Here is a 23,016-nt window from a genome sequence, read left to right on the forward strand (position 1 = left end):
CCGTGGTTAGCGGCTAATTACTCACTGGCATTTTCTACAATCATATATTTATCCGTATCGGCGATAGCCGCGTTAAAATGGTTATACACAAGTTTTGTAAGCGCACGTATATGGTCAATGGCCTGGTTTCCGTTGTCCCAGCCCCCGGACATAATGCACAGCACGAAATCGCCTCCGGGAGAATAGATAATTGCAGCGTCATTTTCAGCATCGCTGATTTCTCCGGTCTTGTTAGCGGTAACGGCTTCAGAAGGTACAGCGGTAGGGATTTTGTAAGTAATCTCCTGGTTTAACAGCAGATTTTCCATATCCCTGGACGCCAGATGGGACACCAGTTTCCCTTCATAAATCTGTGCCAGCAGTTCTCCGCAGTCCCGGGCGGAGGTCTCATTCTGCAGGTGAGGAGAATGGCGCAGGCTGGAGTCTTCCAGTCCGTTTACGTGCTGTGTGTCCGGGAAACTGTGGCGTTTAGCGAAGCTGTTTACATAGGTAAGCCCATCTTTGTGGTCATGTTCCGGGCTGAGATAGCGCACCAGTTCGTTAGAAGCTTCATTGTCACTGACAGTAATCATATCATTCAGAAGAGAACGGATGGTATCTGTCTCTTCCAGCTTTCCGTTATGAATCTGCTCCATCACCGCGCCCATGATATAGAGTTTAATCAGGCTTGCAGATTCCATAGGCTTCTGGTTGACAGCTATCGTATCGCCGTTTGCAAGGTTTTTTACATATACAGACCAATTTCCGGAATAGCCCTCAGTCATAGAAATCAGCTCTTCTTCAAGATGTTCCCAAGAGAGAGAAACCTCTGTTAAGTCATAAAGATAGTTTGGCTGAAACTGCGCAATTTTATAAACGTCATCCTCATAAACATAGATTATATCCCCGGTATCTGCAGATGAGATGCTAAAGGCGTATTTATCTGCTGCATAAGGAGCGCCAGAAACGAATGGAGCCGCAGGAGAAGTTTCTGTCAGATCAGGGTATGAGAAAACAGATGAAACGTCAGTTTCTGTTGCAGACTCTGCAATTTCATATTCACCGGAAAGCTCTGAAGATGTTTCAGCAGTAACGGAATCCGTACTGTCTGCGAATGTTTGGGTTTCTGAAGAAACTTTTCTCTCCGCAGGTGCTTTTGGTTTCGGAGGGCTTTCCGTGTTTTGCAGGGTATCTTTTTTCGGATTCTGTGTCTCAGAGGAAATTTCAGTCTCTATAGAGGAAACGATTTCCGGTGCGATATCCTGTACAGTGGGAGCGGCGCCGCCATAAGTAAAAGTGTATGCCCCCATATAAAAAGCCCCGCCCATAAGGGCTGCCGCAAAAGCCTGAAGCAGACGGGGATAGAAGTTGTGTATGGGTGTATGTTTGAATTTCATATGTATCCAGCCTTTACGCTTTTTAAAGAAATGATACAATAGATAGCGAAAAATGTAAATCCCTTTGACGAAAATTCCCGAGTGGCTGCTTATGCTTGACATATTGTATACCGAACGGTATAATGGAGAATATCAGAAGAAAGGGGGCGTTTATGGATAATAAAGAAAAAATCCTCCGGTGTGCATTGGATTTGTTCTATGCGAAAGGATATGATGCGGTAGGGGTTCAGGAGATTGCTGAAAAGGCCGGAGTGACGAAGCCCACGCTGTACTATTATTTCGGAAGCAAATACGGGCTGCTGGAAACACTTCTGAATACAGAGCTTTCTCATGTAAACGCAGCTGTCCGGGAGGCGGCCGAGTATCACGGGGATGTTCCCGCGACTCTCTATCGGATGGCGTCGAAGATGCTTGACCTGGCGAGCGCCAACCGGAAAATGTATATGCTGATGATGGCTCTTTTTTATTCGGCAAAGGAGAATGAAGCCTACCGGGCAATCCGTCCCCTGATGACAGAGCTGTATGGGATTGTGGTACATTTTTTTGAAGAAGCCACGCCGCAGCTTGGGAATATCCGCGGAAGGCAGGAACAGTTTGCGATAGGTTTTCTGGGAACGATGAACCAGTATATCCTGCGGATGTGCGACAGCCTGAAAGAAGGCGCTATGGTAGATGACGAAAGGAAGAAATCGCTGGTAGACCAGTTTATGTATGGAATAAATTCTTAGAAATGATGTGGAGGAAAAAGAAATGAGCAAATGGTACAATGAGGCGGTATTTTATCATATCTATCCCCTGGGACTGACAGGCGCGCCGAAGGAGAACCGGGACGGCGGGGTCTGCCACAGGATGGAGGAACTGTTTCCGTGGATCGAGCATATCCGTGAGCTGGGGGGGACAGCGATTTACATCGGCCCCTTGTTTGAGTCTACCAGCCACGGCTATGATACAAAGGATTACAGGATTGTAGATAAGCGGTTAGGAGATAATGAGGATTTTAAAAAGTTTGTCCGCCTTGCACATGAGGCGGGAATCCGCGTGGTGGTGGACGGCGTGTTTAACCACACAGGAAGGGAATTTTTTGCTTTTCGCGATATTCAGCAGAACAGGGAAGGATCCCGCTACTGTAGCTGGTATAAAGGCGTGAACTTTGGCTGGAATACTCCTTATAATGACGGGTTTGGATATGAGGCATGGAGGAACTGCTTTGAATTGGTGAACCTGAATCTCTGGAATCAGGAGGTACGTGATTACCTTCTGGATGTTATCCGTTTCTGGATTCAGGAGTTTGATATTGACGGCATCCGGCTGGACTGCGCGGACTGTCTGGACTTTGAGTTTATGAAGCAGATGCGCCAGGTGACAGCGCAGGAAAAAGAGGATTTTTGGCTGATGGGCGAAGTGATCCACGGGGATTACGCGCGCTGGGCAAACGATGAGATGCTTCATTCTGTAACGAATTATGAGCTGCATAAGGGACTTTATTCCGGGCATAACGACCACAATTATTTTGAAATCGCACACACCATCCGCCGGGAATTTGATGAGAACGGAGGCATTTATAAAGGAAGGACACTGTATTCTTTTGTGGATAACCACGATGTGGACCGCATCATGAGCAAACTGAACAATAAAGAGCATGTGTATCCGGTGTATACGCTGCTGTATACCCTGCCGGGGATTCCCTCGGTTTATTACGGTTCAGAGTGGGGCATAGAGGGAAAGAAACAGGGGGCGAATGATGACGGGATGCGCCCGAGGCTGGAGCTTGCAGAAATGGAGATGAAGAATGAGCATCCGGAACTGACTGCCCATATCAAAGCGTTAGGAGAGCTGAGGAAAGGAAATGAAGTGCTGGCAGACGGAAAATACCGGGAACTGTTGCTGACAAACAGGCAGTATGCATTTGCCAGAATACTGGGAGACAGGGCAGTTATTGTGGCTGTCAACAATGACGAGTCTCCGGCATCCATGTCTATTCCTATGCCGGTGAGTGCAGATATCTGCACAGATGTATTCACAGGGGAAACACTGAAAGCAGAAGGGGGAAGGCTGAATATTGAGCTGGATGCCTGCGGCAGTAAAATCGTAACAGCTTCATAAGGAAGCGTCAGAGGCAGCAGTTGTTGGCTGTCCGGTTATCCGGGCAGCTTTGTGTGCCGCGAAGCGGCGTATATAGATGGTAAGTCATAGAAGCAGAGGTGGGTAAGATGAACAAAAGAACATCGAAAAAGCGGGCATCAAAGAAGGAAGCTCCCGCAGGAATTACGCAGCAGGTATCAAGGAAGGGTTCTGGCGGAATCGTGAAACAGGCATCAGAGAAGACAACGCCTGTAGTTAAAATGCAGGAAGAGGAGCTGCGTGTCGGGGATTTGGATCAGTACCTGTTTGGACAGGGAACACATTATGATATCTATAAAAAGCTGGGGGCGCATAAAACAAAGAGAAACGGGCGCACGGGCGTTTATTTTGCCGTATGGGCGCCGAATGCGGCGGCAGTAAATGTGATTGGGGAATTTAACGGATGGAATGAGGAAAACATTCCTATGGAGCGCCTGGAGCCTCTGGGTATTTATGAGGCGTTTGTGCCGGAGGCAAAGGTGGGGATGCTTTATAAATTTTTAATCCATGCCAGAGATGGGCGGAAGCTTTACAAAGCGGATCCTTTTGCGAATTCCTCTGAGCTGCGGCCGGGGAATGCATCGAAGATTGCGGATATCCCGAATTTTCGCTGGGGCGACAGCACATGGATGGAAAAACGGGAATTGCAGGATGTAAATGAGATGCCGATGAGTATTTATGAAGTGCATCCCGGTTCCTGGAAGAAGCACCCGTGGAATGAACAGAATGAGGATGGATTTTATAATTACCGGGAGCTGGCGCATTCCCTGACGGAATATGTGAAAGAAATGGGGTATACCCATGTGGAACTGATGGGGATTGCGGAGCATCCGTTTGACGGTTCCTGGGGGTATCAGGTAACAGGGTACTATGCGCCGAGTTCACGTTATGGCACGCCGGAAGATTTTATGTATCTGGTGAATTATCTGCATAAGAACAAAATCGGTGTGATCCTGGACTGGGTTCCCGCGCATTTTCCGAGAGACGCCCACGGGCTGGCAGAGTTTGACGGAACCTGTGTGTTTGAATATGCAGACCCGAGAAAGGGAGAGCACCCCGACTGGGGTACGAAGGTATTTGACTTTGGGAAAAATGAGGTGAAGAATTTTCTGATTGCCAACGCGCTGTTCTGGCTGGAGCAGTTTCATGTGGACGGCCTGCGTGTGGATGCAGTGGCTTCTATCCTTTATCTGGACTATGGCAGACAGGACGGGCAGTGGGTTCCAAATAAATACGGCGGGAATAAAAACCTTGAGGCGATAGAGTTCTTTAAACACTTAAACAGCGTAGTGCTCGGAAGAAATCACGGGGCGCTGATGATTGCAGAGGAGTCTACCGCATGGCCGATGGTAACCGGCAGGCCGGAGGATGACGGGCTGGGATTCTCCATGAAATGGAATATGGGATGGATGAATGACTTCCTGGAATATATGAAGCTTGATCCGTATTTCCGCAAATACAATCACAATAAAATGACATTTGCTATGTCCTATACGTATTCAGAAAAATATATCCTGGTACTTTCCCACGATGAAGTCGTTCATTTGAAATGCTCTATGATTAATAAAATGCCGGGGCTTTACGATGATAAGTTTGCGAACCTGAAAGCCGGGTATTCGTTTATGATTGGCCATCCGGGAAAGAAACTGCTCTTTATGGGACAGGATTTTGCTCAGTTTCAGGAATGGAGCGAGGCGAGGGAACTGGATTGGTATCTGTTGGGAGAGGAAAAGCACAGGCATCTTCAGAACTATGTGAAGGAACTGCTGCATCTTTACAAGAGCAATCCGGCGTGTTATGAGGCAGACAATCATCCTACAGGCTTTGAGTGGATCAATGCGGACGATGGGGACAGGAGTATTTTCAGTTTTGTGCGTCATTCCTTTGACGGTAAGAATAACCTGCTTTTCGTTGTAAACTTCACTCCGGTAGCAAGACAGGATTACCGGGTGGGCGTACCGAAAAAGAAACAGTACCGCCTGATTCTGAACAGCGATGCAGAGGAATTTGGGGGCAGCGGAAAGGAACAGCCGTTGGTATACCGTGCAGTGTCTCAGGAATGTGATGGAAGGGAGTATTCCTTTGCATATGACCTGCCTGCATATGGGGTAGCGGTGTTTAAGTTTTGATATGGATAGAAAGGGCGTCTGAAACGCTGCTGTGAAAGAAATATCCCGGTATCTGGGAAGTCATCTTACATAGATGGTTCCGGACGCCGGGATGTTTTTGTCTTTATTCCCGCGAGCAGCGATCTAAGTGACTGCTTGCAGGCAGTTGGCTACGGAGTATTTGCTTTTTCGAGTGCTTCGCGCAGGGCCAGAGCGAGCTGGTCGGGGCAGGAAGTAGGTCTGGGGCCGCACTTGATGCCTTCAAGCTTTTCAATGGCGTCCCGGGCTTTCATGCCTTCTACGAGCCGGGCTACGCCCTGTGTATTTCCGGAGCATCCGCCGATAAATTCTGCCTTTTTAATGGTGTCGCCGTCTAAATCAAGGATGATTGCCTGTGAGCAGACGCCGCGTGGTTTGTAAGTAAATGCCATGTGATTTTCCTCCTTTGTTCTGGGTTTCCGCGTCAACGTAAGAAGAAGCGGATGAGTTTATCGTTTATTTTTTTATAGGGCTGGTATCTCATAGGCAGATCCAGCCACAGCTTTTTGTCTACAATGCTTTTGTAGTGTGAGAAGGTACGAAAGCCTTCTTTGCCATGATAAGAACCCATGCCGCTCTCCCCAAAGCCGCCGAAGCCCATCTCGCTGGTGGCGAGGTGTATGATGGTGTCGTTAATACAGCCGCCGCCAAAGCCGCAGCGCGAGGTGAATTTTCCGGCGGTTTCCCTGTCGCGCGTAAAGATGTAGAGAGCCAGGGGATGGGGCATGGAATTGATTTTCCGGATGGCTTCATCCACGGAATCATAAGTAAGGACGGGAAGCAGCGGACCGAAAATCTCTTCCTGCATCACGGCGTCTCCGAAGTCTACGGAATCCATGACGGTAGGTTCTATTTTCAGGCGTTCGGCGTCTGTATTTCCTCCGCAGATGATTTTGTCCCGGTTCATCAGGCCGAGGATGCGCTCAAAATGTTTTCGGTTTATGATTTTGCCGTAGTCCGGGTTTGTAAGAGGGTGTTCCCCAAACTGTTTCTGAATCTGCCTGCGGATTTCAGCAAGCAGTTTGTCTTTGATGCTTTTGTCACAGTACAGATAGTCGGGAGCGACGCAGGTCTGCCCGCAGTTTAAGTACTTGCCGAATACGATGCGCCTGGCTGCCAGGGCCAGGTCGGCGCTTTTTTCTACGATACAGGGGCTTTTGCCGCCCAGCTCCAGGGTGACGGGAGTGAGGCGTTCTGCGGCGTGTCTCATGACTTCCCTGCCTACGGACTGGCTCCCCGTAAAGAAGATATAGTCAAAATGCTCCCTCAGCAGGCAGGCGTTCTCCGCCCTGCCGCCCGTGACGACAGAGACATAGCTTTCATCAAAACATTCTGCTATGATGCGGCTGATGATCCGGCTGGTGGCAGGGGAGTAGGCGCTGGGTTTAAGAACCACGGTATTTCCTGCCGCCAGTGCGTCTACCAAGGGGTCGAGGGTCAGCAGGAAGGGATAATTCCAGGGACTCATAATCAGCACTGTGCCGTAAGGGGACGGCTTCTGGAAACTCCTTGACGGAAACTGCGCCAGGGGCGTGTGGACAGTACGCTCTTTTGCCAGAGAGCGGATATGCCTGCGCATATAGCGGATTTCGCTGAGCACCAGCCCGGCTTCGCACATGTAGCTCTCTGTACAGCCTTTTCCCAGGTCTTTCGAAAGTGCGGAGAGTATTTCAGATTCGTATTTTAATATGGAAGCTCTGAGCTTTTCCAGTGCGCGGATGCGGAATGAAATATCCAGCGTGGCTCCTGTAGAAAAAAATACGCGTTGTCTGTCGGTAAGACGGGTGATTTCTTTTTCGGTCATGGCTGCTCCACATCCTTTCCGGTATCCGGCGTTACCATGCGGTAAAATTTTTCAAGCTCCTCAGCGTCCATCAGTACCGGGACGGGATAGAGAGGGTTTGCTTCTTTATCCGCATAATAGGCGAGCTTCGGGATGTCAGTTTCCTGGATTTCCGGAAGTGCGTTTACGCTGCCCACGATTTTCGGGTTCCGATAAGGAAGAAACGGCAGAGAAAGCCTGAGCGCCGCCTGGAAGGTACGGCAGTAGAGCTTCTTCAGTTTGTGCATTGCTTTTCCTCTCTTTCTGAGCGCTGCCAGAGGGCAGTTTTTTCGAAGAAAGTATAGCAACTTGGTGGGAGGATGTCAATATTTAGGGAGATGGGCAAGTGGAAAATCAGATTTCACATCTTATAAAAATACCTGGTTAAAAAATCATCATTTTACCATATCGTCGAAAGTGAAAAAACAAATTTGCAAATCGCATCCTGTATAATAATACCATAGTAAAAATTTGGTAACAGTTCAGCGGATATTCGCTGAAAACACAGAATCGGGAAATTGGAACAGGAGGAGAAGAGATGAAGGGGAAAAAATGGCGATGTGCAAAAAAAATGGCGATAGTGCTGATGTTTGTACTGCAAATGCTGCTGGCAAATACAATCACTGCAGACGCCGCGTCAAATCCTTATCCGGAATGGCAGACAATCGGAGGGATTACGAACAGGCGGTGTACATGGTATGCGTGGAAAATGGCGTATGAGCGGACGGGAGTGGCGCTGCCGGGATTGGGAAATGGCGGAGAATGGTATGATAATGCCAGGAATCATGGATATTCGGTGGGGACAACGGCTGTGGCAAACTGTATTGCCGTCTGGACGGACAGCGGATTTGGGCATGTGGGATTTGTCGAGAGCGTCAGCAATGGGAGAATGCATGTACTTGAAGGCGGGCGTACAGATATTGCGGGGGGCATAGGAACGATTAATTTGTCTGCCACAGTAGGGACGAAAAGGAATGATAATACGCAAACCTTAAAGGGATTCATATACTTGAATCATAGCGGCAAGTGGTATGATTCGATGACTCCTGTAAATGAGGGAGATACTTTTTATGCGAATCTTATAAAATGCGAAGGGTGGGTGCATGTTGGAAGCCCGGAGGGCAGTAATGTGGAAATCAGCAGCGACAATACGGTTTTCTGGTATTTTGTAAGACAGCCGGACGGGAGTTATGTGATATATAACTGCAGCAGTGGAAATGTTTTGGATGTGCAGGGAGGTTCAACAGAAAACGGGGGAAATGTACACCTGTGGGGATACGCAGGGTTGGATAACCAAAAGTGGTATATCTATGGAAGGTGGAATGGCGAATATTATCTGCGCCCGAAAAATTCGGATAAAGTTTTGGACGTGAGTAATAACGGGAATGCAATCGGGACAAATGTGCAGATATGGGACAAGAACGATACTGCAGCGCAGAGGTTTTCTATTTATAAACACCCCAAAGCAGGGAGTTCCGTGCTGACAGTTTCAGCGGGAGATTCCAATACGTTTTCGACTTTGTCATGGACGGCGGCAAGCGATACCACAAGTTATAATGTCAGGATAACAATGAAAAATGAATCAACCGGAGAGTACGCGCCGTACAGGGATTTTTGGAAAGAGACAGGAACTTCGTGCAGCACAGTTTTGCCGGCAGGGAATTATCGTGCGTATGTAGATTCCTGCAATAGCTATAGCTATACAGCCAGTAATGTGGTGGATTTTACCGTGCGCCAGGGAGCGGGGGCAGTCAGACCTCCGGAAACGGAGCCGTCAACAGAACCGGGCGCTGAGCCGGAAACGGAGCCGTCGGCAGAACCGGGGACAGAACCAGATAGTAAACCAGGTACGAAGCCGGAGAGCGGGGCGGATAAGGAATCAGAGAGTGAAACGGCGAAAAAGCCGTCGGGCACGGCCTCCCGTCCTGGTAAGGCAGAACAGAAGCCAGGCACGTCTGTAAAGAAGCCTTCATCTTCAAAACCCTCGTATTCCGCGCCGGTGAGGAAATTGGCGAAATGTAAGATCAAGAGCCTGAAGAGCAGGAAGAAGAAAGCAACGCTCAAGTGGGGAAAAGTGAAAGATGCGTATTGGTATGAAGTGTGTTTCTCGACAAAGAGGAACGCGGGGGGAAAGAAGCGTACGGTGTACGGTACGAGCTTTACGACGCCAAAACTAAAAAAAGGAAAAGTTTATTATTTTAAAGTCCGCGCTTACGGATATCCGGGAAACGGATCGACGTCGGCTTACAGCGCATGGAGTGCGGTGAAAAAAGTAAGGATAAAGTAATGGATAATAAAGTTTTTCTCATTGTTTTTGAAAAACTTTTATTTAGCAGGTGTGTAAAAACAAATTTACAAAAACGTTTGATATAATAGAATTTGGAAAATATTGTGAATATGCGTCCGCAGCTGAAAACAAAGATTTCAAAAGGAAAAGAGAGGAGAACAAGGTATGAGTTATAAGAAAGCAGCAGCGATTGTGATGTCGGCGGTGATGCTGGCGGCAGTTTTTCCGGCGGGGCTGGCAGAGCATACCGGGACAGCGGTAGAAGTGGAGGCTGCAGACCACGGGGAACTTGTGGAGTTCGGAACAGAGGGAGATTTTGCCTATATAGAATACAGCGATGGGACGATAGAGATTTCCTATTATAACGGAAACGCTACAGAACTGGTAATCCCGGCAAGGGTAAATGGCAAACAAGTTACAAGCGTGGATATAGATATGGAGGACAAAGGACGCATCAGCCGCGTGGTTATACCGGAAGGCGTCAAAGAGATAGGAAGTGCATGCTTTAACGGGTTTAGCGGACTGGAAAACATTGTGCTCCCGTCTACCTTGACGGAAATAGGGGAGTGGGCTTTTGGGGGATGCACGTCTCTTACAACCTTCAGGATTCCGGATAGCGTGACAATGCTGGGTCATGGAGTATTTGATGGGTGTCTCAAACTGGAGACGATTAATATACCGGCAGGAGTCACTGAACTTTCATCATATCAGTTCAAAGGATGTTCATTTAGAAGCATCACGGTTCCGGAAACAGTAAAGAGAATTGGAGAAGGTGCGTTTTATGAGTGTGCTGCTTTGAAGAGCGTGACGATTTCAGACGGAGTAGAAGAGATTGGCGAAGTTGCTTTTTGGGGAACGGGAATCTCATCACTGACAGTTCCGGGGAGCGTGAAAAGAATTGGTCACGGCGCTTTTTCTGAGTGTAGGGCTTTGGAAACACTTACACTGGCAAGCGGTGTGGAAAGAATAGAAGATGCGGCTTTTGGGGCATGTTCCGCTTTAAAAAATGTAACGATTCCAGGCAGCGTAGAAAGTATCGGAGAGAATTCTTTTGTAGAATGCAGAGCTCTTTTGAATGTGACGGTGCAAGAGGGGGTAAAGACAATCGGGAGCTGGGCGTTTTCATACTGTACCAGCCTTGTCAGTATCTCCATCCCAAACAGCGTTAGTATGATGGGGTATGACATTCTTTCTGGAAGTTCGGGAAATATGGTGTGCAATGCGAACTCCTATGCTTATGAGTATGCGATTAGGCACGGCTATATTAAGGTTGGACAGCAGCCGCCGATTCAGAGGCCGGTTGTCACTCCGCCGACAGTCACCCCGGTTACTCCTTTCGCAAAAGGACAGAAAGTGAATGTGTCAGGAGGAAACTATGTAAGCCTGGGCGATGGAAAGGCGGCATATGCGTCCCCGGCAAACAAAAAGGCAGCGTCTGCAACAGTAGCAGATTATATAAAAGTGAGTGGAGCCACATATAAAGTTACGCAGATTAATGCAAAAGCATTTTCCGGCTGCTCAAAGATGAAAAAGATTACGATTAAAGCAAAATCTCTGAAAAAAGTAGGCGCCAAGGCGTTCAAAGGCATCCACAAGAAAGCAAAAATCAAAGTGCCGAAAGCGAAGCTGAAAGCCTACAAGAAGCTGCTTAAAGGCAAGGGGCAGGCGAAGAGCGTGAAGATTACGAAGTAAAGGATGAAGAAGAGGTGGCATATGCGTAAAAAGAAAAATTTTTGTGTGTTGGCAATTGCGATAGGCTTTTTATCATTTGGTAGTATTGCGGCAGCTGCAGATGAAGAACAATATGGGGATTTGGGAAGTTGGACTGCTTCAGACGGCACAGTTTGGGAGTATGTGGAAATAGACGATGATGAAGCGGCGATTTATGGGGTGTCCAATGCCTTGGTGGAACTTGAGATGCCTTCTTATGTATATGATGAAAATGGCAATGGGAGGAAAGTGACAGAAGCAATTGGAGTGGGAATAGACGATGATGAAGCGGTGATTTACTATGATGATTGTAGTTTATCATATACGGGCCGGGTGAAGGGATATGAACCATATAGTATTTCTTTTCCGGACACTGTCCGCTATATAGGAAAGCGGGCATTTGGCTCATGGTGGGATGGTGATTCGGACGAAGACCTAGATGAGGGTTCAGGCGAAGATTCCGATGAGAATCCAGATGAGGGCTCAGACGAAGATTCCGATGAGGATCCAGATGAGGGTTCAGAATATACTTGGGGGCATTGGAGTTTTTTGGGTGAGGTTGTGCTTCCGCAAAATCCGACGCTTGTGATAGGGGAGCGGGCTTTTAGCGGTTCTCTGAATCTGCAGAAAGTTACATTCCGGGCAGAGATTATGAAAGCTCAGCCGGCAGACATTGGCGCACTGGCATTTGGGAATTGTCCAAAATTGACGGAATTTACTTTCCCCCAAGGGAGTACCGTGGCAGGAAGTGCGCTGAGTAATTGTTCTAATTTGAAACAAATTATCAATGTTCCGGGAAAAACCCATCTATATATGGGAGAAACTTCAAAATCATCTTTGGAAAAAATCATTTATGCGGAAGGGGTGGAGGAAATTGGAGGGGTCAGTTTTGAGCAGAAAATTGGAGACACACATCATTATAATGCAGTGAATAATACATTAAAAGAGATAATCCTTCCGGCAGGGGTAAAAAAGATTACGTCTAGTGCATTTAAAAACTGCGCCGCACTGACGTCTATAAACCTTCCAGAAGGTTTGACAGGAATTGGGGGCAGCGCATTTGAAAACTGCTCAATGTTAAACAGCTTTACTACGCTTCCGTCTACATTGGAAGAGATTGGGAGCTGCGCGTTTATGGGATGTAAAAATCTTCACCTGTCTGTAAAATATCCAGCAGGAGATACAATGTGCGCGTATGAATTTAAGGACAGCGGAATCACAGATATCTCTTTCCACAACCGGATGCAGCTGATTTATTCGGGTTCATTTATGGGATGTAAAGATTTGAAGTCCATCCAGGTGGATCCAGGGCATCATACGTTTTATTCTATAGATGGAGTACTCTATTCGAAATCCAGGAGAAGGGATGAGGATGGAAAGGTAGTTGAGGAACTTGGGGGAATTATGATATATCCGGCGGGAAAGAGCTATGCTGGAAGTTATACGATTCCTGCAAATGCAGAGTACTTGGATATAGCGGCTTTTGACTCCTGCAAATTTACAGAAATTAGGATTCCGGTTACGGTAAAAGCCATTCTATCAGGGCTAATGGCAAGCCTGACACAAGATAAGGTTTGGTATTGTAGTTTTGACAATATGGAAACGAAATGCCCATTGTATGTGGTGGAAAACTCTTCTGCAGATTTAGACATAACGTGGCGTTATGGCAGCAGAGTAAAGTATATGCCGGGAAACCCCGTAAAGATTACGTATGAGATGAATGGGGGGACAAACCACGCAGGGAATCCCAAAACCTTTGTGGGGGGAGATGTTATCCAGCTGAATAATCCTACTAGAAAAGGTTACAAATTTGCCGGATGGAAGATAGATGACAAAAACAGTACCGCAAAAGGAAGATGGGACGACGCTGGCTGGTGGGTGGATGAATATGAAGGGGAAAAAGGATGGAAATATGTTCCAGCCAGAGACGAGCTGATACGGGGCGTTACCTTTGTGGCGGAATGGAAAGCGGAAAAAACAGATTCCAGTACAGGGAATGGAAGCATACAGGGGTATAAGCTGAATGCGGACGGTACGGCAGAATATAAAAAAACAGCGTCATCGGATTCTAAAACGTCTGTCACAGTACCGGATAAAGTAAAGGCGGGCGGCAAAACGTACAAAGTGACAAAGATTTCCGCAAATGCCTTTGCGAAGTGCAAGAAACTCAAGTCAGTTACCATAGGAAAGAATATAAAAGAAATTGGCAACAAGGCGTTTAGCGGATGCAAGAAACTGCAAAAAATCACAATTAAATCAAAGCAGTTAAAGAAAGTAGGCGCCAAGGCGTTCAAAGGAATCCACAAGAAAGCAAAAATCAAAGTGCCGAAAGCGAAATTAAAAGCCTACAAGAAGCTGCTTAAAGGCAAGGGGCAGGCGAAGAGCGTGAAGATTACGAAGTAGCAGATGAAAAATGCGGAAAAGAGAGGAGACGGCAGGCGTGAAAAAGGGAACGTATTATATTAAGGTGTCTGCAGACGGGCTGTTTCGGTTCCGTTATCGCTTTACCAAAGTAAAGTAGCCGAAAAACACAAAGCAGACGAAGGCCCTGAATATCAAAAAAGGAAAACGGTTAAGGATATCTTGTGTTTCTGTTACTGTGAAGAGCCTTATCGGTTCCGACGGCAGCTCGAAGACGTATCTTTATAAAAAGGGGCAGTCAAAGCCAATCGCAAGCAGCACGTGGGGGATGAGGAAATTAATCTATATGGGAGGGGATGAGAAGTACCTTTTTAAGACAAAATTCCCATTAGAAAAAGGGACTTATTATTTGAAAGTGTCAAAAAATGACAAAAAAGATTCTATTTATTATTCGATAAAATGGAAATAATCTATTGATTTATAACATAAAAATAAAGATATGTTATTTCTTTAGGAATAAAAAGACTGCATATGCGGTCTTTTTGTGCCGTAAAAATATACAAAAACTGGCGTGGGTATCAAACGGCATAAAAAAACAATATAAGAAAAAATTGTATTAAACATTGCATTTTGTTATACTGAAAAGATAGGAACAATAATAAAAGAGAAAGATTATGTATCGGCGGTGCAGAGGCTCTGCCGGATTGTGACAGATTTGTATAATGATTGCAGAGTTCTTTTACCGGGAGTATGGATTTGTGTTCAGAGCAAAGGATGTATTTATCGGAGTCGGACGGTAAACAGCAAGAATCTAAGGATGGAGAAGAGTATGGAAGCACAGGGGAAACGGCATTTGGAGCTGGGGACGGTACTTGACGGGCGTTATATTATTGAGGAAATATTGGGAGAAGGCGGCTTTGGAGTCACTTATCGGGCTGAGAACCAGCGCGTGGGAATTTCCGTTGCGATGAAAGAATTTGCCGTGCAGGATCAGAAAGCAAGAGATAAAATCCTGAATGAAGCCCATATCCTGGGCGATTTGGTGAATCTGGATAATATTGCCAAAGTTATTGACTATTTTGAGGAAGACGGCGCCGCGTATATCGTGATGGAATATGTAGAGGGGAAAACGCTTAAGCAGTATGTGAAAGAAAACGGAAAGATAGATGCGGAAGAAATTTTTCGGATGATGATGCCGTTGATGGAAACATTGGGGAAAATCCATAAAAAAGAAGTCCTCCATAGAGATATTTCCTCTGATAACATCATGGTAATGTCGGACGGTTCCCTGAAATTGATTGATTTTGGGGCGGCGAAAGCGAATTCTGTGGTAGCGGAAGCGACGTACTCTATTGTGCTGAAGCAGGGTTACGCTCCTGTAGAACAGTATTCCAGAGGAGGGAAGCAGGGACCCTGGACGGATGTTTATGGGCTGTGTGCGACAATTTATGAATGTATTACAGGAAAGATTCCTGCGGCGGCAACGCAGAGAACCCTGGGGGAAGAGTTGGAAATGCCTTCCCAAATGGAAATCGCAGTAGGAGGAAGACTGGAAAAGGTCTTGGAACAGGGGCTTAGGGTGCATCCGGAAGAGCGCTACTCTTCCATGGAAGACTTGCGGGAGGAGACAGAAAAAGCGCTCATCCCTGAACAGAAGAAACGGATGCCGGGCTGGATGGCGGCTGTTTGTGCGGCGGCGGGAATTCTTTGCCTGCTGGCGGCTGTTGGGATTTATTTCTATCTGCATCCGGAACTTTACCGCTTCCGGGGAATCGTTACAGAAACCGTGCTTTTCTGGCCGGACGATGAAATGACGGCGAACGGATATTTGGAGGCGAAACAGGCCATAGAGGACAAGTATCGAATTCTCGCGGGAGAAGGAAACTATATTATACAGGACAGAGAGGATGGCGCGATTGAAGTAACGGCTCCTTTAGAGGCGTATCAGGGAAAGGATGTCTGGGAAGTATGCAGGGACTACATAAGCAGTCCTGCGACGCTTACCGCATATGATTATCAGGACATAACTACAGAATCGCTGTACCGTATTGCAGAAAGCGATATTTTGGACGCACATTTGGAAACGGGGATTTTGGACGGCATAGATCGTGAAAAGATAGGGCTTCCGTCTGCGGGGGACTTTCGCTATGCAGTGCTGGCTCTTTCAAAAGAAAAGGCAAAAAGAATCCACAGTCTTGCGAATGAAGATGGTTGGCTGAGAATGGGATGGAATATACGCGTGAGCGGCGCGGTTATTTATAGAGATTGTATAGAGTTTTATGTCAGGACGGCCGGGGACGGAGAGACGTTCTATTTGGTTTCTCAGGATCAGAGCGAGGCATTTCAGGAACTTCTTATCTATAATCTGACGCATACGCCTCTGGAAAAATCATTGTATGTAAGGTTTGAGATACCTGCTGAGTGGGAAGAACCGGAAAAAACAGAGGGGGCAGGAATCAACCAACGCTCCAGAGAAGAATTTGAGAAAAACAGCATTTGCGTGAGATATGCCTGTTCCGGTGAGCTGTCGGATGGAGAATGGGTGGACATGATAGCCTGTTTTAAAAATCGCCTGGATGTGCTGGGCGTGCCCTACGCTTTTGGAAATTCTCCAGGGAACAGAAGTGAAGCAGTTGTTATGTTTTCGCCGGAAGGATTGTACGAGGATGCAGTAGTGATGGCGGGATGGAGCAAGGGCACGGTGTCTGTCAGTGATAAGTGGAATACCGTATTTTCAAATTATGATATTGAAGATATGGAGTTTCAGCAGGAAAGTCAGGGAAACTACGTTCTGAAGGTTTCTTTATCATCTTATAGCCAAGGGAAGCTTTTGGAAGAGATGGAGAAGGCAGACGGCAAAGAATGGTATTTAGATGTAAGGGGATACCGGATAGCAAAATGCAGTCTGGAAACGGATGTTGAAGAGGACGCCCTGTTGTTCAGGACTTTGTGCAGTTATGGGGAACCTGGGATAACGGATGAGAATATTAGTGTTTTAAAACTTGTAAAAGAAATCGCACTGGGAATAGATATGCCGCAGTCATATAATCAGGAAATGGTTTGTGAGTTTGACGCTGACGGGAAGCTTATGAAGAATGTGGACAAAACAAAAATGTATTCGATGAAACTGGGGGAGGAGCGTCTGGAAGGGGTACAGGAGAAACTGAAGGAAATAATGTCCGGGGCGTTGGCGGAGGCGGATGAAGAATCCACTTATGAATATCCTCTGCGGGTGCTCCTTCCGGCAGGCAAAGAGTTTCCGGCGTCTTTTCTGGAGGCAGTGCAGAAAGTATATGAAGCCTGTGATTTGGGAAATGGAGACTATGATTTGATAGAGTTTATACAAAGAGACGAGAACGGTGAGGAGCAGGCAGAATTTACGTTCTTTAAAATGAGCGGGAAGATGTCAGGACATGCAGTGCTTACAGGAGAAGGGATGAAAAAACATCTGGAAAAGATAAAAGACCTGGAGCAGAAAAGCGAATTCTACCGGGAACTGGTGGATATGGAGAACCAGGAACGATGGAACGAGTGGAGATAGGAGGAACGCGTGAGAAAGAAAGGTAAGAAGAAAAAAGACAAAGATAACAAAATGACTCCATTTGAAAAAATAATCAGTGAAGTAGCGGCAGAATACACAGGGGAAAAGTATCTGGAAGAGTGCATGAAGTTCCCGGTTGACGCTAAGGAGAGGATTGCGCGCCGGCATCGGCTGATTGCCCTTGGGTTTGTGAAGGGCAGTACGCTGGATGAGGTGAATGAAAGCCTGGCTGCGGGAGGATGTGAAAAGCTGTATGCCAGAAGTTTGTGGGAAATGACGCTGAGCTATGTGTTCCTCAATGGGCTTTCCTATAAAGAGTGCATGAAATTGCATCAAATCGCTAAAGATGCCCGCAGCAGATGGGGAATACAGGAGAAGTGGTTTCCGGGCGGGAAGATTACTGTGCCTCAACTCGAGGGGTACATCAGGGAAAACAGCGGGGAACCTGAGGAATGCCTGGTTACGGGGCGCGTGACGAAAAGGATGGAGCAGGTGATGAAAGGGCTGGACGGAAGCGAAAGAGAGTACAGGACTCTCCTTTTGGACAATCTGGAACATTTCAGCAAGGCCAGGGAAAAGACGAAGTACTATTTCTGCAAGTATCTTTGCCGTTATCTTTGGCAGAAGATAGAGGACGCCGCCAAAGCGGTAGGCCAGGGAAAAGATAAAGACGCTATTTTTGAGGATATGAATATGTTTCAGATCATCACGGTTTCCAAACGTAAGAAGAGGGCGCCGAAAGAAATACGGGAACTTTTCAGGAATGCGCCCATATCATGCAGAGGGATTTTTGATGCATTTGACAATTTCTATTTTGGCTATGTGACGACAGAGTGGAAAGATATCCTTTGGGAGTCTTACGGGAAAATAGAAGTTCTTTCCGAAGAGAAGAAAGCAGAACTGGCAGAAAAGATAAGGAGCCATAATCCTTCTTTGAAAGAGAAAACAAATGATGAAGTAATTGAAGAAGGCATGAGAAGACAGGAGCAGAAAGAGTGCAGCCTTGATGAGAAGCATAAAAAGGGAGAAAAAAAGTCGTATCAGAGCGGAAGGAACGGTGAGAATGTTATAAGGAAGTATATCAGAGGGGTGCTTGACGTAGACAGAACTACATTAATCTGTTTCCTGCTGTTTTTTTCGAGCGGGACGGAACTTCCGCCGGAGGAGGTTTTGAGCAGGGAGCGGCTGGATGATATTCTGGAAGAATGCGGTTTTTACGCGCTGGACAATGAGAGAGAGTTTGATGATTTTATCCTCTATTACATGGAGGCGGAGGATCCGGCGAGTTATCTGGTAGATGAGGTGATGCGCTACGCACAGATGGAGAAAAATTCTCCTCTCTATAAAACATTCCTGGAATCCCGCAGTATGGAGGAAGAGTGGGAGAAGCTGGGAATCTGATATATTCTGCCCGTAGTTATATCCGCAAAACCACGTCTGCAAAGAACTCCCTGTCGTTGTTGGAAAAGCGTGCCGAACCGCCATGCTTTTCTGCGGTGGCGGTAATGGATGCAAGGCCGATTCCGTTGCCGTTGTGTTTTGTAGAACGGTATCTGTCTTTTTCTTTCCGGACATGTCCGTCAAAGCTGTTTGTAGAGACGATGTACAGGCTGTTTTTGTGGCGGATTTCCGTGGTAAGGGAAAAATAACGTGAACGTTCCGGAAGGCTAAGGCAGCCTGCGATGGCGTTTTCCATCAGGTTTCCGAAGAGCGCTGTGAGGTCGAGCTCGGAAACGGCCAGCGGTTCCGGTAAATGAATGTGCCAGTCTGTATGAATCCCTGAGGAGACAGCCATCTCATGATAGTAGCCAAACAGGGCGTTTAGCGCGGCGTTTGTACAGTAGTTTGCCGGTACATGTTCTGTGAGTCTGGTTTCATATTCTGTAAGATGCGCCTGGATATTGCTGATATCGCCTTTTTCTGCAAGGGAAGAGAGCAGATGTACGGAGTGCCGGAAGTCATGGCGGAGCCTGGCAGTCTGGCTCATATGCTCCTGTAGCATATGGTACTGGTGCGCCTGCATTTCAAGGAGCTGGGAGCGCTCTTTTAATTTTGCATGTTCCACGATAACGGCTGTTCCCCGGTAAAAAAGTACATAAACTGACGTGAGGAGCGCCAGGGCGCAGATTTCCAGCAAAGGGAAAAGGAAAAGCATACGTCCCGTATGGAGAGTACGGTAGGACAGGGGGACAGCCAGAACATTAAAGATGAGGAACGCAGAGGATAAGATTACTGTGGAATACCATATCTTCGGGAAGTCAAAGTTGTCAACCGCCTGTGAAAAGTGCCGGCGGGCGGGGCGGACAAAGGCTGCCAGCAGCAGGCAGGAAAGGCCGAAGCGAAAAAAGGCGGCTTCAGCCGAGAGATTGGCGGCTCCGGACAGTGGATGGCGGCAGGCGTCAAAGAGGTATGCAAACTGTATGGGAAATGTTTCTATAGCGCAGACTCCTACATAGATGGCAAGGGATAAGGGCAGATCTGTTTTGACTGTGGCGCGGAACAGGAAAAAGAACGGCACAAGGGAGAGCAGGAGAATAAGGTTTATGCTAACTTTCAGGGCGGCATGAACCCAGGAAGCAGTAAGAGCGTAAGGGATAAGGACTGCCAGGCACAGAGCGGCAGTCCTGGCCGGAGTATATTTCATCTGTTTCTCTGTGAGGAGGTAGCAGGACGCCGCTGTGGGAAGAAGGATGAGAAACTGTGGCAGGGCGGACAGCCATTTGGTGATATTCATAGTGAAAGCTCCTTTCCGTGTCTCTGGCGGCTGCGTATTTTATTGAAATGATGGTCCTGTAACGCCTGTACAATTTTCAGGCGGTTCCGTACACGTATCGGAAGCTTCATGCCGTTTTCCAGTATACAGGAATTTCCGTCAAAATCATGGACATAATCGGCGTTTACAGCAATCCCTTTATTGATGGTGATAAAGCGGTCATCCTCCTCTGTCAACCTCATAAATTCCGGCATGGTCATACGGCAGCGCAGAGACTTGCCATCTGTAAGGGAGATGTTAAGATAGTGGGCGCTTGTGACGACGGAAGCGATCTGGTCAAGGAATACCCGAACGGTCTTTCTTTCACTGGAGACCTTGATGTATTTTTGTGCTGGAGGAAGTACTTTCAGGACGTCCTGCAGGACACTCTCGACGCGCTGCAGGGAAAAGGGCTTGGTGATGTATTCAAAAGCATGGCAGGAGAAAGCATCCGGCATGAATTCCGTACTGGAGGTTAAAAAGACAAGAATACAGCGGTTGTCCTGCTCGCGCATTTTGAGGGCAGCGGCGATACCATCGATTCCTTCCATGTAAATATCCATAAAGACAACAGAAAATCCTCCGTCGCTGAAAGCATTCAAAAACGTCTCACCAGTGGTAAAAGGGACGGTTTCAATCTGGCAGCCGCAGCGTTCCCCAAAGTCGCGGCAAAGCCGCGTCATTTCATCAAGATATTCTTGTTCATCGTCTACGAGAGCTATTTTCAATCGGTTCCACCTCATTTTTTCTTAAAAATCCAATTTAATAATATCATAAAAAATACTTTTTTCAAACCTGTGGATTCTGATATTTAGAAATATAGCAATAAATTATTCTATTAAAGTATGATGTTCTTGCCAGAAACGTGACGTTCCTGCCAGAAATCTTGTTTTCCCATAAAAGATTTATATAATAAAAATGAAAACTTTGTTACACGGCGGTTTTTGCATTTGCATGAATTGCGAAAAAGTAAAATTTTTGGGAAGAGAGGATAAACGTTTAAATGAAGAATGGAAATCTATACAAAGGCAGGCTGGCAGTTCTGTATTCAATTGCTGCTTTTTTGCTAGTATTCTGTCTGTTTGCGTCCAATACGCCATATGGAACAGCGTGGAAAGCATATGCCGCGGAGGGAACGCTCACAGAAAGCGTAAACTTAGAGGGCGTTGTTTATAAGGAAATTGAACCGGGAAAAATGCAGCTTGTGGAATGGGCAAAGAATATTTCGTGGAAGGAAGTGATTGAGATTCCGGAAACCGTTACGTATGACGGCAAAGAATATACGGTAGTTTCCATTGGAGATAATGCATTTTACAACAATGCTGGAAAGCAAAGTATTGCAGAAGTTGTTTTTCCGGATACAATTGAAAGCATCGGGGAAAATGCATTTTGTTTCTGCACCGCTATGAACTCATTAAATTTGCCCCCGAACTTAAAAGAAGTTGGGAATACAGCCTTTTTGAACTGTTATGCCGGTGGGGAATTGACGATTCCTGCGTCTGTTACCCGGATTGGGGCTGATGCATTCCGCGGTATGAAAATAAGCAGTTTAATTATTTTAAATCCGGATACCGTCTATGAAAGAAGCGCTTTTTCTGATAATCGAAGCCTTGTCAGCATAACGTTGCCAGACGGGATGACCTCTCTTGGAGGGAAGGGGTTTCTTTCGAGGTGTGTCAGCCTTGCGCAGATTGATTTGCCGGAAAGCCTTACATCCATACCGGATGGGGCATTGAGTTCGTGTACCGGTCTGACGGAGATTCAGATACCGCTTTCTGTCAATACGATTGGCGGTTCAGCATTTTATGGATGTACCGGATTGAAAGAGGTCGTGGTACCGGAAGGAGTAACCGAAATATCTGTCCAGACTTTCTGTAACTGCAGCGAGGAATTGAGTGTAACATTTCCCGATAGTGTGACATCTGTCCACAATTGGATATTTTGGAATGATAGCGTCGGCCGTGAGAAATACAGTAAGTCGGTTACTGTGAAATGTACCAGCAGGGAAGTTGCGGCTCTTGTGGCAGGCATAGGACATCAAAAAATAGAATTAAATGGAGAGCCTTATGAACTGCTGGCATTTGACACGGATAAATATACATTTACAATTACGGATAGTGAACGTAGATATGTACAATTAGACAAATGGAAAGGAGCGCAGCCCTCCGGAGAAATTATTATTCCTGAGACAGTAGAGTGGGAAGGAAACACATATACTGTTAAAACAATTGGAACAAGCGCATTTTCCACATGCTCTAAAATTACGAAAATTACGCTCCCGGAATCGATTACCGGTATTGGGAAAGATGCTTTTATGAGCTGTACGGGACTGGAATCAATCAATCTGCCTGACGGCCTTACGCGTATCGAACAATGGGTGTTTTGCGCTTGCCATGCATTGAAGGAAGTGGAGCTTCCTCAAAGCCTGACATATATTGGCGGTTTCGCATTTAAGGAATGCGAAAGCCTGCAGACCGTTGACATTCCGGAAAGCTGTGAGCTAATTGACACTTCTGCATTTTGGGATTGTACAGGTATCACAAATGTAACTCTGCATGAAGGACTCACGGAAATTGGCGACAATGTATTCAGCGGCTGCAGCGGTATTACGGAAATATTGCTGCCGGATTCCTTGCAGAAAATTGGATATTATGCATTTCAAAACTGTACGGAGCTTGCGAATATTAAATTAGGCCAAGGATTGATAGAGATTGGAGGGGGGATTTTCCAAGGATGCAGCAAATTAACGGGGACAATGCTTCTTCCGGATTCCGTCACAACAATCCGGCAGGATGCATTTGCAGACAGCAGCCTGTCAGGCGTTCATGTGGGCGGCGGGCTGACAATCCTGGAAAGCGGGGCGTTTCCAGATAGCATCCGTTTGACGACAAATAGTCCA

15 protein-coding genes are annotated in these 23,016 nt (G+C 46.7%); 9 read left to right on the plus strand and 6 right to left on the minus strand.

Translation table 11 applies throughout. The features are described from left to right. Positions 1–17: 17 nt before the first annotated feature. Entirely contained in the window at positions 18–1,376 is a 1,359-nt protein-coding gene (locus NFR99_RS07775) for a serine hydrolase (protein WP_251353350.1), read from the minus strand. A 152-nt stretch (positions 1,377–1,528) separates the two neighbouring features. Between NFR99_RS07775 and NFR99_RS07780 the strand changes: the two genes are divergently transcribed. From NFR99_RS07780 to glgB, 3 genes are all read left to right on the plus strand, one after another. After that, positions 1,529–2,104, plus strand: coding sequence for a TetR/AcrR family transcriptional regulator (locus tag NFR99_RS07780; protein WP_158604992.1), 576 nt, complete (start codon positions 1,529–1,531; stop codon positions 2,102–2,104). A gap of 22 nt (positions 2,105–2,126) precedes the next feature. Then, positions 2,127–3,479, plus strand: coding sequence for an alpha-amylase family glycosyl hydrolase (locus NFR99_RS07785; RefSeq protein WP_120486262.1), 1,353 nt, complete (start codon positions 2,127–2,129; stop codon positions 3,477–3,479). A 239-nt stretch (positions 3,480–3,718) separates the two neighbouring features. Continuing rightward, positions 3,719–5,626, plus strand: coding sequence for a 1,4-alpha-glucan branching protein GlgB (gene glgB, locus NFR99_RS07790; RefSeq protein ID WP_243126880.1), 1,908 nt, complete (start codon positions 3,719–3,721; stop codon positions 5,624–5,626). Between the two features lie 149 nt (positions 5,627–5,775). Here glgB and NFR99_RS07795 read toward each other — a convergent pair whose 3' ends face one another. Genes NFR99_RS07795 through NFR99_RS15405 form a run of 3 tightly spaced genes read right to left on the minus strand, consistent with a single transcriptional unit; the run spans position 5,776 to position 7,714 of the window. Beyond that, positions 5,776–6,036 carry a TIGR03905 family TSCPD domain-containing protein gene (locus tag NFR99_RS07795; RefSeq protein WP_120486264.1) on the minus strand — a complete coding sequence of 87 codons (261 nt, stop codon included), beginning with the start codon at positions 6,034–6,036 and terminating at the stop codon, positions 5,776–5,778. Positions 6,037–6,068: 32 nt separating this feature from the next. Continuing rightward, positions 6,069–7,448, minus strand: coding sequence for an aldehyde dehydrogenase (locus NFR99_RS07800; protein ID WP_251353351.1), 1,380 nt, complete (start codon positions 7,446–7,448; stop codon positions 6,069–6,071). After that, on the minus strand, positions 7,445–7,714 hold the full coding sequence (locus NFR99_RS15405; RefSeq protein ID WP_330642170.1) for a hypothetical protein: 270 nt from the start codon (positions 7,712–7,714) through the stop codon (positions 7,445–7,447). The genes NFR99_RS07800 and NFR99_RS15405 overlap by 4 nt, the downstream gene beginning before the upstream one ends. 290 nt (positions 7,715–8,004) lie before the next feature. Here NFR99_RS15405 and NFR99_RS07810 point away from each other — a divergent pair, with 290 nt between their 5' ends. From NFR99_RS07810 to NFR99_RS07830, 5 genes are all read left to right on the plus strand, one after another. Continuing rightward, entirely contained in the window at positions 8,005–9,753 is a 1,749-nt protein-coding gene (locus tag NFR99_RS07810) for an RICIN domain-containing protein (protein ID WP_251353352.1), read from the plus strand. A 165-nt stretch (positions 9,754–9,918) separates the two neighbouring features. After that, a complete protein-coding gene (locus NFR99_RS07815) occupies positions 9,919–11,445 on the plus strand; it encodes a leucine-rich repeat domain-containing protein (RefSeq protein ID WP_251353353.1) in 1,527 nt (508 codons plus the stop codon). Positions 11,446–11,466: 21 nt separating this feature from the next. Beyond that, entirely contained in the window at positions 11,467–13,866 is a 2,400-nt protein-coding gene (locus NFR99_RS07820; RefSeq protein WP_251353354.1) for a leucine-rich repeat protein, read from the plus strand. 775 nt (positions 13,867–14,641) lie between these two features. Then, on the plus strand, positions 14,642–17,365 hold the full coding sequence (locus NFR99_RS07825; RefSeq protein WP_251353355.1) for a serine/threonine protein kinase: 2,724 nt from the start codon (positions 14,642–14,644) through the stop codon (positions 17,363–17,365). A gap of 9 nt (positions 17,366–17,374) precedes the next feature. Beyond that, positions 17,375–18,766 carry a hypothetical protein gene (locus NFR99_RS07830; RefSeq protein WP_251353356.1) on the plus strand — a complete coding sequence of 464 codons (1,392 nt, stop codon included), beginning with the start codon at positions 17,375–17,377 and terminating at the stop codon, positions 18,764–18,766. Positions 18,767–18,782: 16 nt separating this feature from the next. On the opposite strand, the gene NFR99_RS07835 is transcribed toward NFR99_RS07830, so the two are convergent. Beyond that, positions 18,783–20,099 (minus strand): ATP-binding protein, encoded by a 1,317-nt coding sequence (locus NFR99_RS07835; protein ID WP_120486272.1) that lies wholly within the window; start codon positions 20,097–20,099, stop codon positions 18,783–18,785. After that, positions 20,096–20,845: a LytR/AlgR family response regulator transcription factor gene (locus NFR99_RS07840; RefSeq protein ID WP_251353357.1), complete on the minus strand. Its 750-nt coding sequence runs from the start codon at positions 20,843–20,845 to the stop codon at positions 20,096–20,098. Before NFR99_RS07840 ends, NFR99_RS07835 begins: the two co-directional genes overlap by 4 nt. Positions 20,846–21,120: 275 nt before the next feature. Between NFR99_RS07840 and NFR99_RS07845 the strand changes: the two genes are divergently transcribed. Beyond that, a partial coding sequence (locus NFR99_RS07845) for a leucine-rich repeat domain-containing protein (RefSeq protein WP_251353358.1) occupies positions 21,121–23,016 on the plus strand: 1,896 nt, incomplete at its 3' end.

Source organism: Hominisplanchenecus murintestinalis (assembly GCF_943193015.1).
In the GTDB taxonomy this organism is placed as follows: Bacteria; Bacillota; Clostridia; order Lachnospirales; family Lachnospiraceae; genus Hominisplanchenecus_A; species Hominisplanchenecus_A murintestinalis.

What these genes read in the sequence shown, in the direction of transcription:
- NFR99_RS07775 (WP_251353350.1), bottom strand. Translation starts at nt 1,376, where the DNA reads ATGAAATTCAAACATACACCCATACACAACTTCTATCCCCGTCTGCTT.
- NFR99_RS07780 (WP_158604992.1), top strand. Translation starts at nt 1,529, where the DNA reads ATGGATAATAAAGAAAAAATCCTCCGGTGTGCATTGGATTTGTTCTAT.
- NFR99_RS07785 (WP_120486262.1), top strand. Translation starts at nt 2,127, where the DNA reads ATGAGCAAATGGTACAATGAGGCGGTATTTTATCATATCTATCCCCTG.
- glgB (WP_243126880.1), top strand. Translation starts at nt 3,719, where the DNA reads ATGCAGGAAGAGGAGCTGCGTGTCGGGGATTTGGATCAGTACCTGTTT.
- NFR99_RS07795 (WP_120486264.1), bottom strand. Translation starts at nt 6,036, where the DNA reads ATGGCATTTACTTACAAACCACGCGGCGTCTGCTCACAGGCAATCATC.
- NFR99_RS07800 (WP_251353351.1), bottom strand. Translation starts at nt 7,448, where the DNA reads ATGACCGAAAAAGAAATCACCCGTCTTACCGACAGACAACGCGTATTT.
- NFR99_RS15405 (WP_330642170.1), bottom strand. Translation starts at nt 7,714, where the DNA reads ATGCACAAACTGAAGAAGCTCTACTGCCGTACCTTCCAGGCGGCGCTC.
- NFR99_RS07810 (WP_251353352.1), top strand. Translation starts at nt 8,005, where the DNA reads ATGAAGGGGAAAAAATGGCGATGTGCAAAAAAAATGGCGATAGTGCTG.
- NFR99_RS07815 (WP_251353353.1), top strand. Translation starts at nt 9,919, where the DNA reads ATGAGTTATAAGAAAGCAGCAGCGATTGTGATGTCGGCGGTGATGCTG.
- NFR99_RS07820 (WP_251353354.1), top strand. Translation starts at nt 11,467, where the DNA reads ATGCGTAAAAAGAAAAATTTTTGTGTGTTGGCAATTGCGATAGGCTTT.
- NFR99_RS07825 (WP_251353355.1), top strand. Translation starts at nt 14,642, where the DNA reads ATGGAGAAGAGTATGGAAGCACAGGGGAAACGGCATTTGGAGCTGGGG.
- NFR99_RS07835 (WP_120486272.1), bottom strand. Translation starts at nt 20,099, where the DNA reads ATGAATATCACCAAATGGCTGTCCGCCCTGCCACAGTTTCTCATCCTT.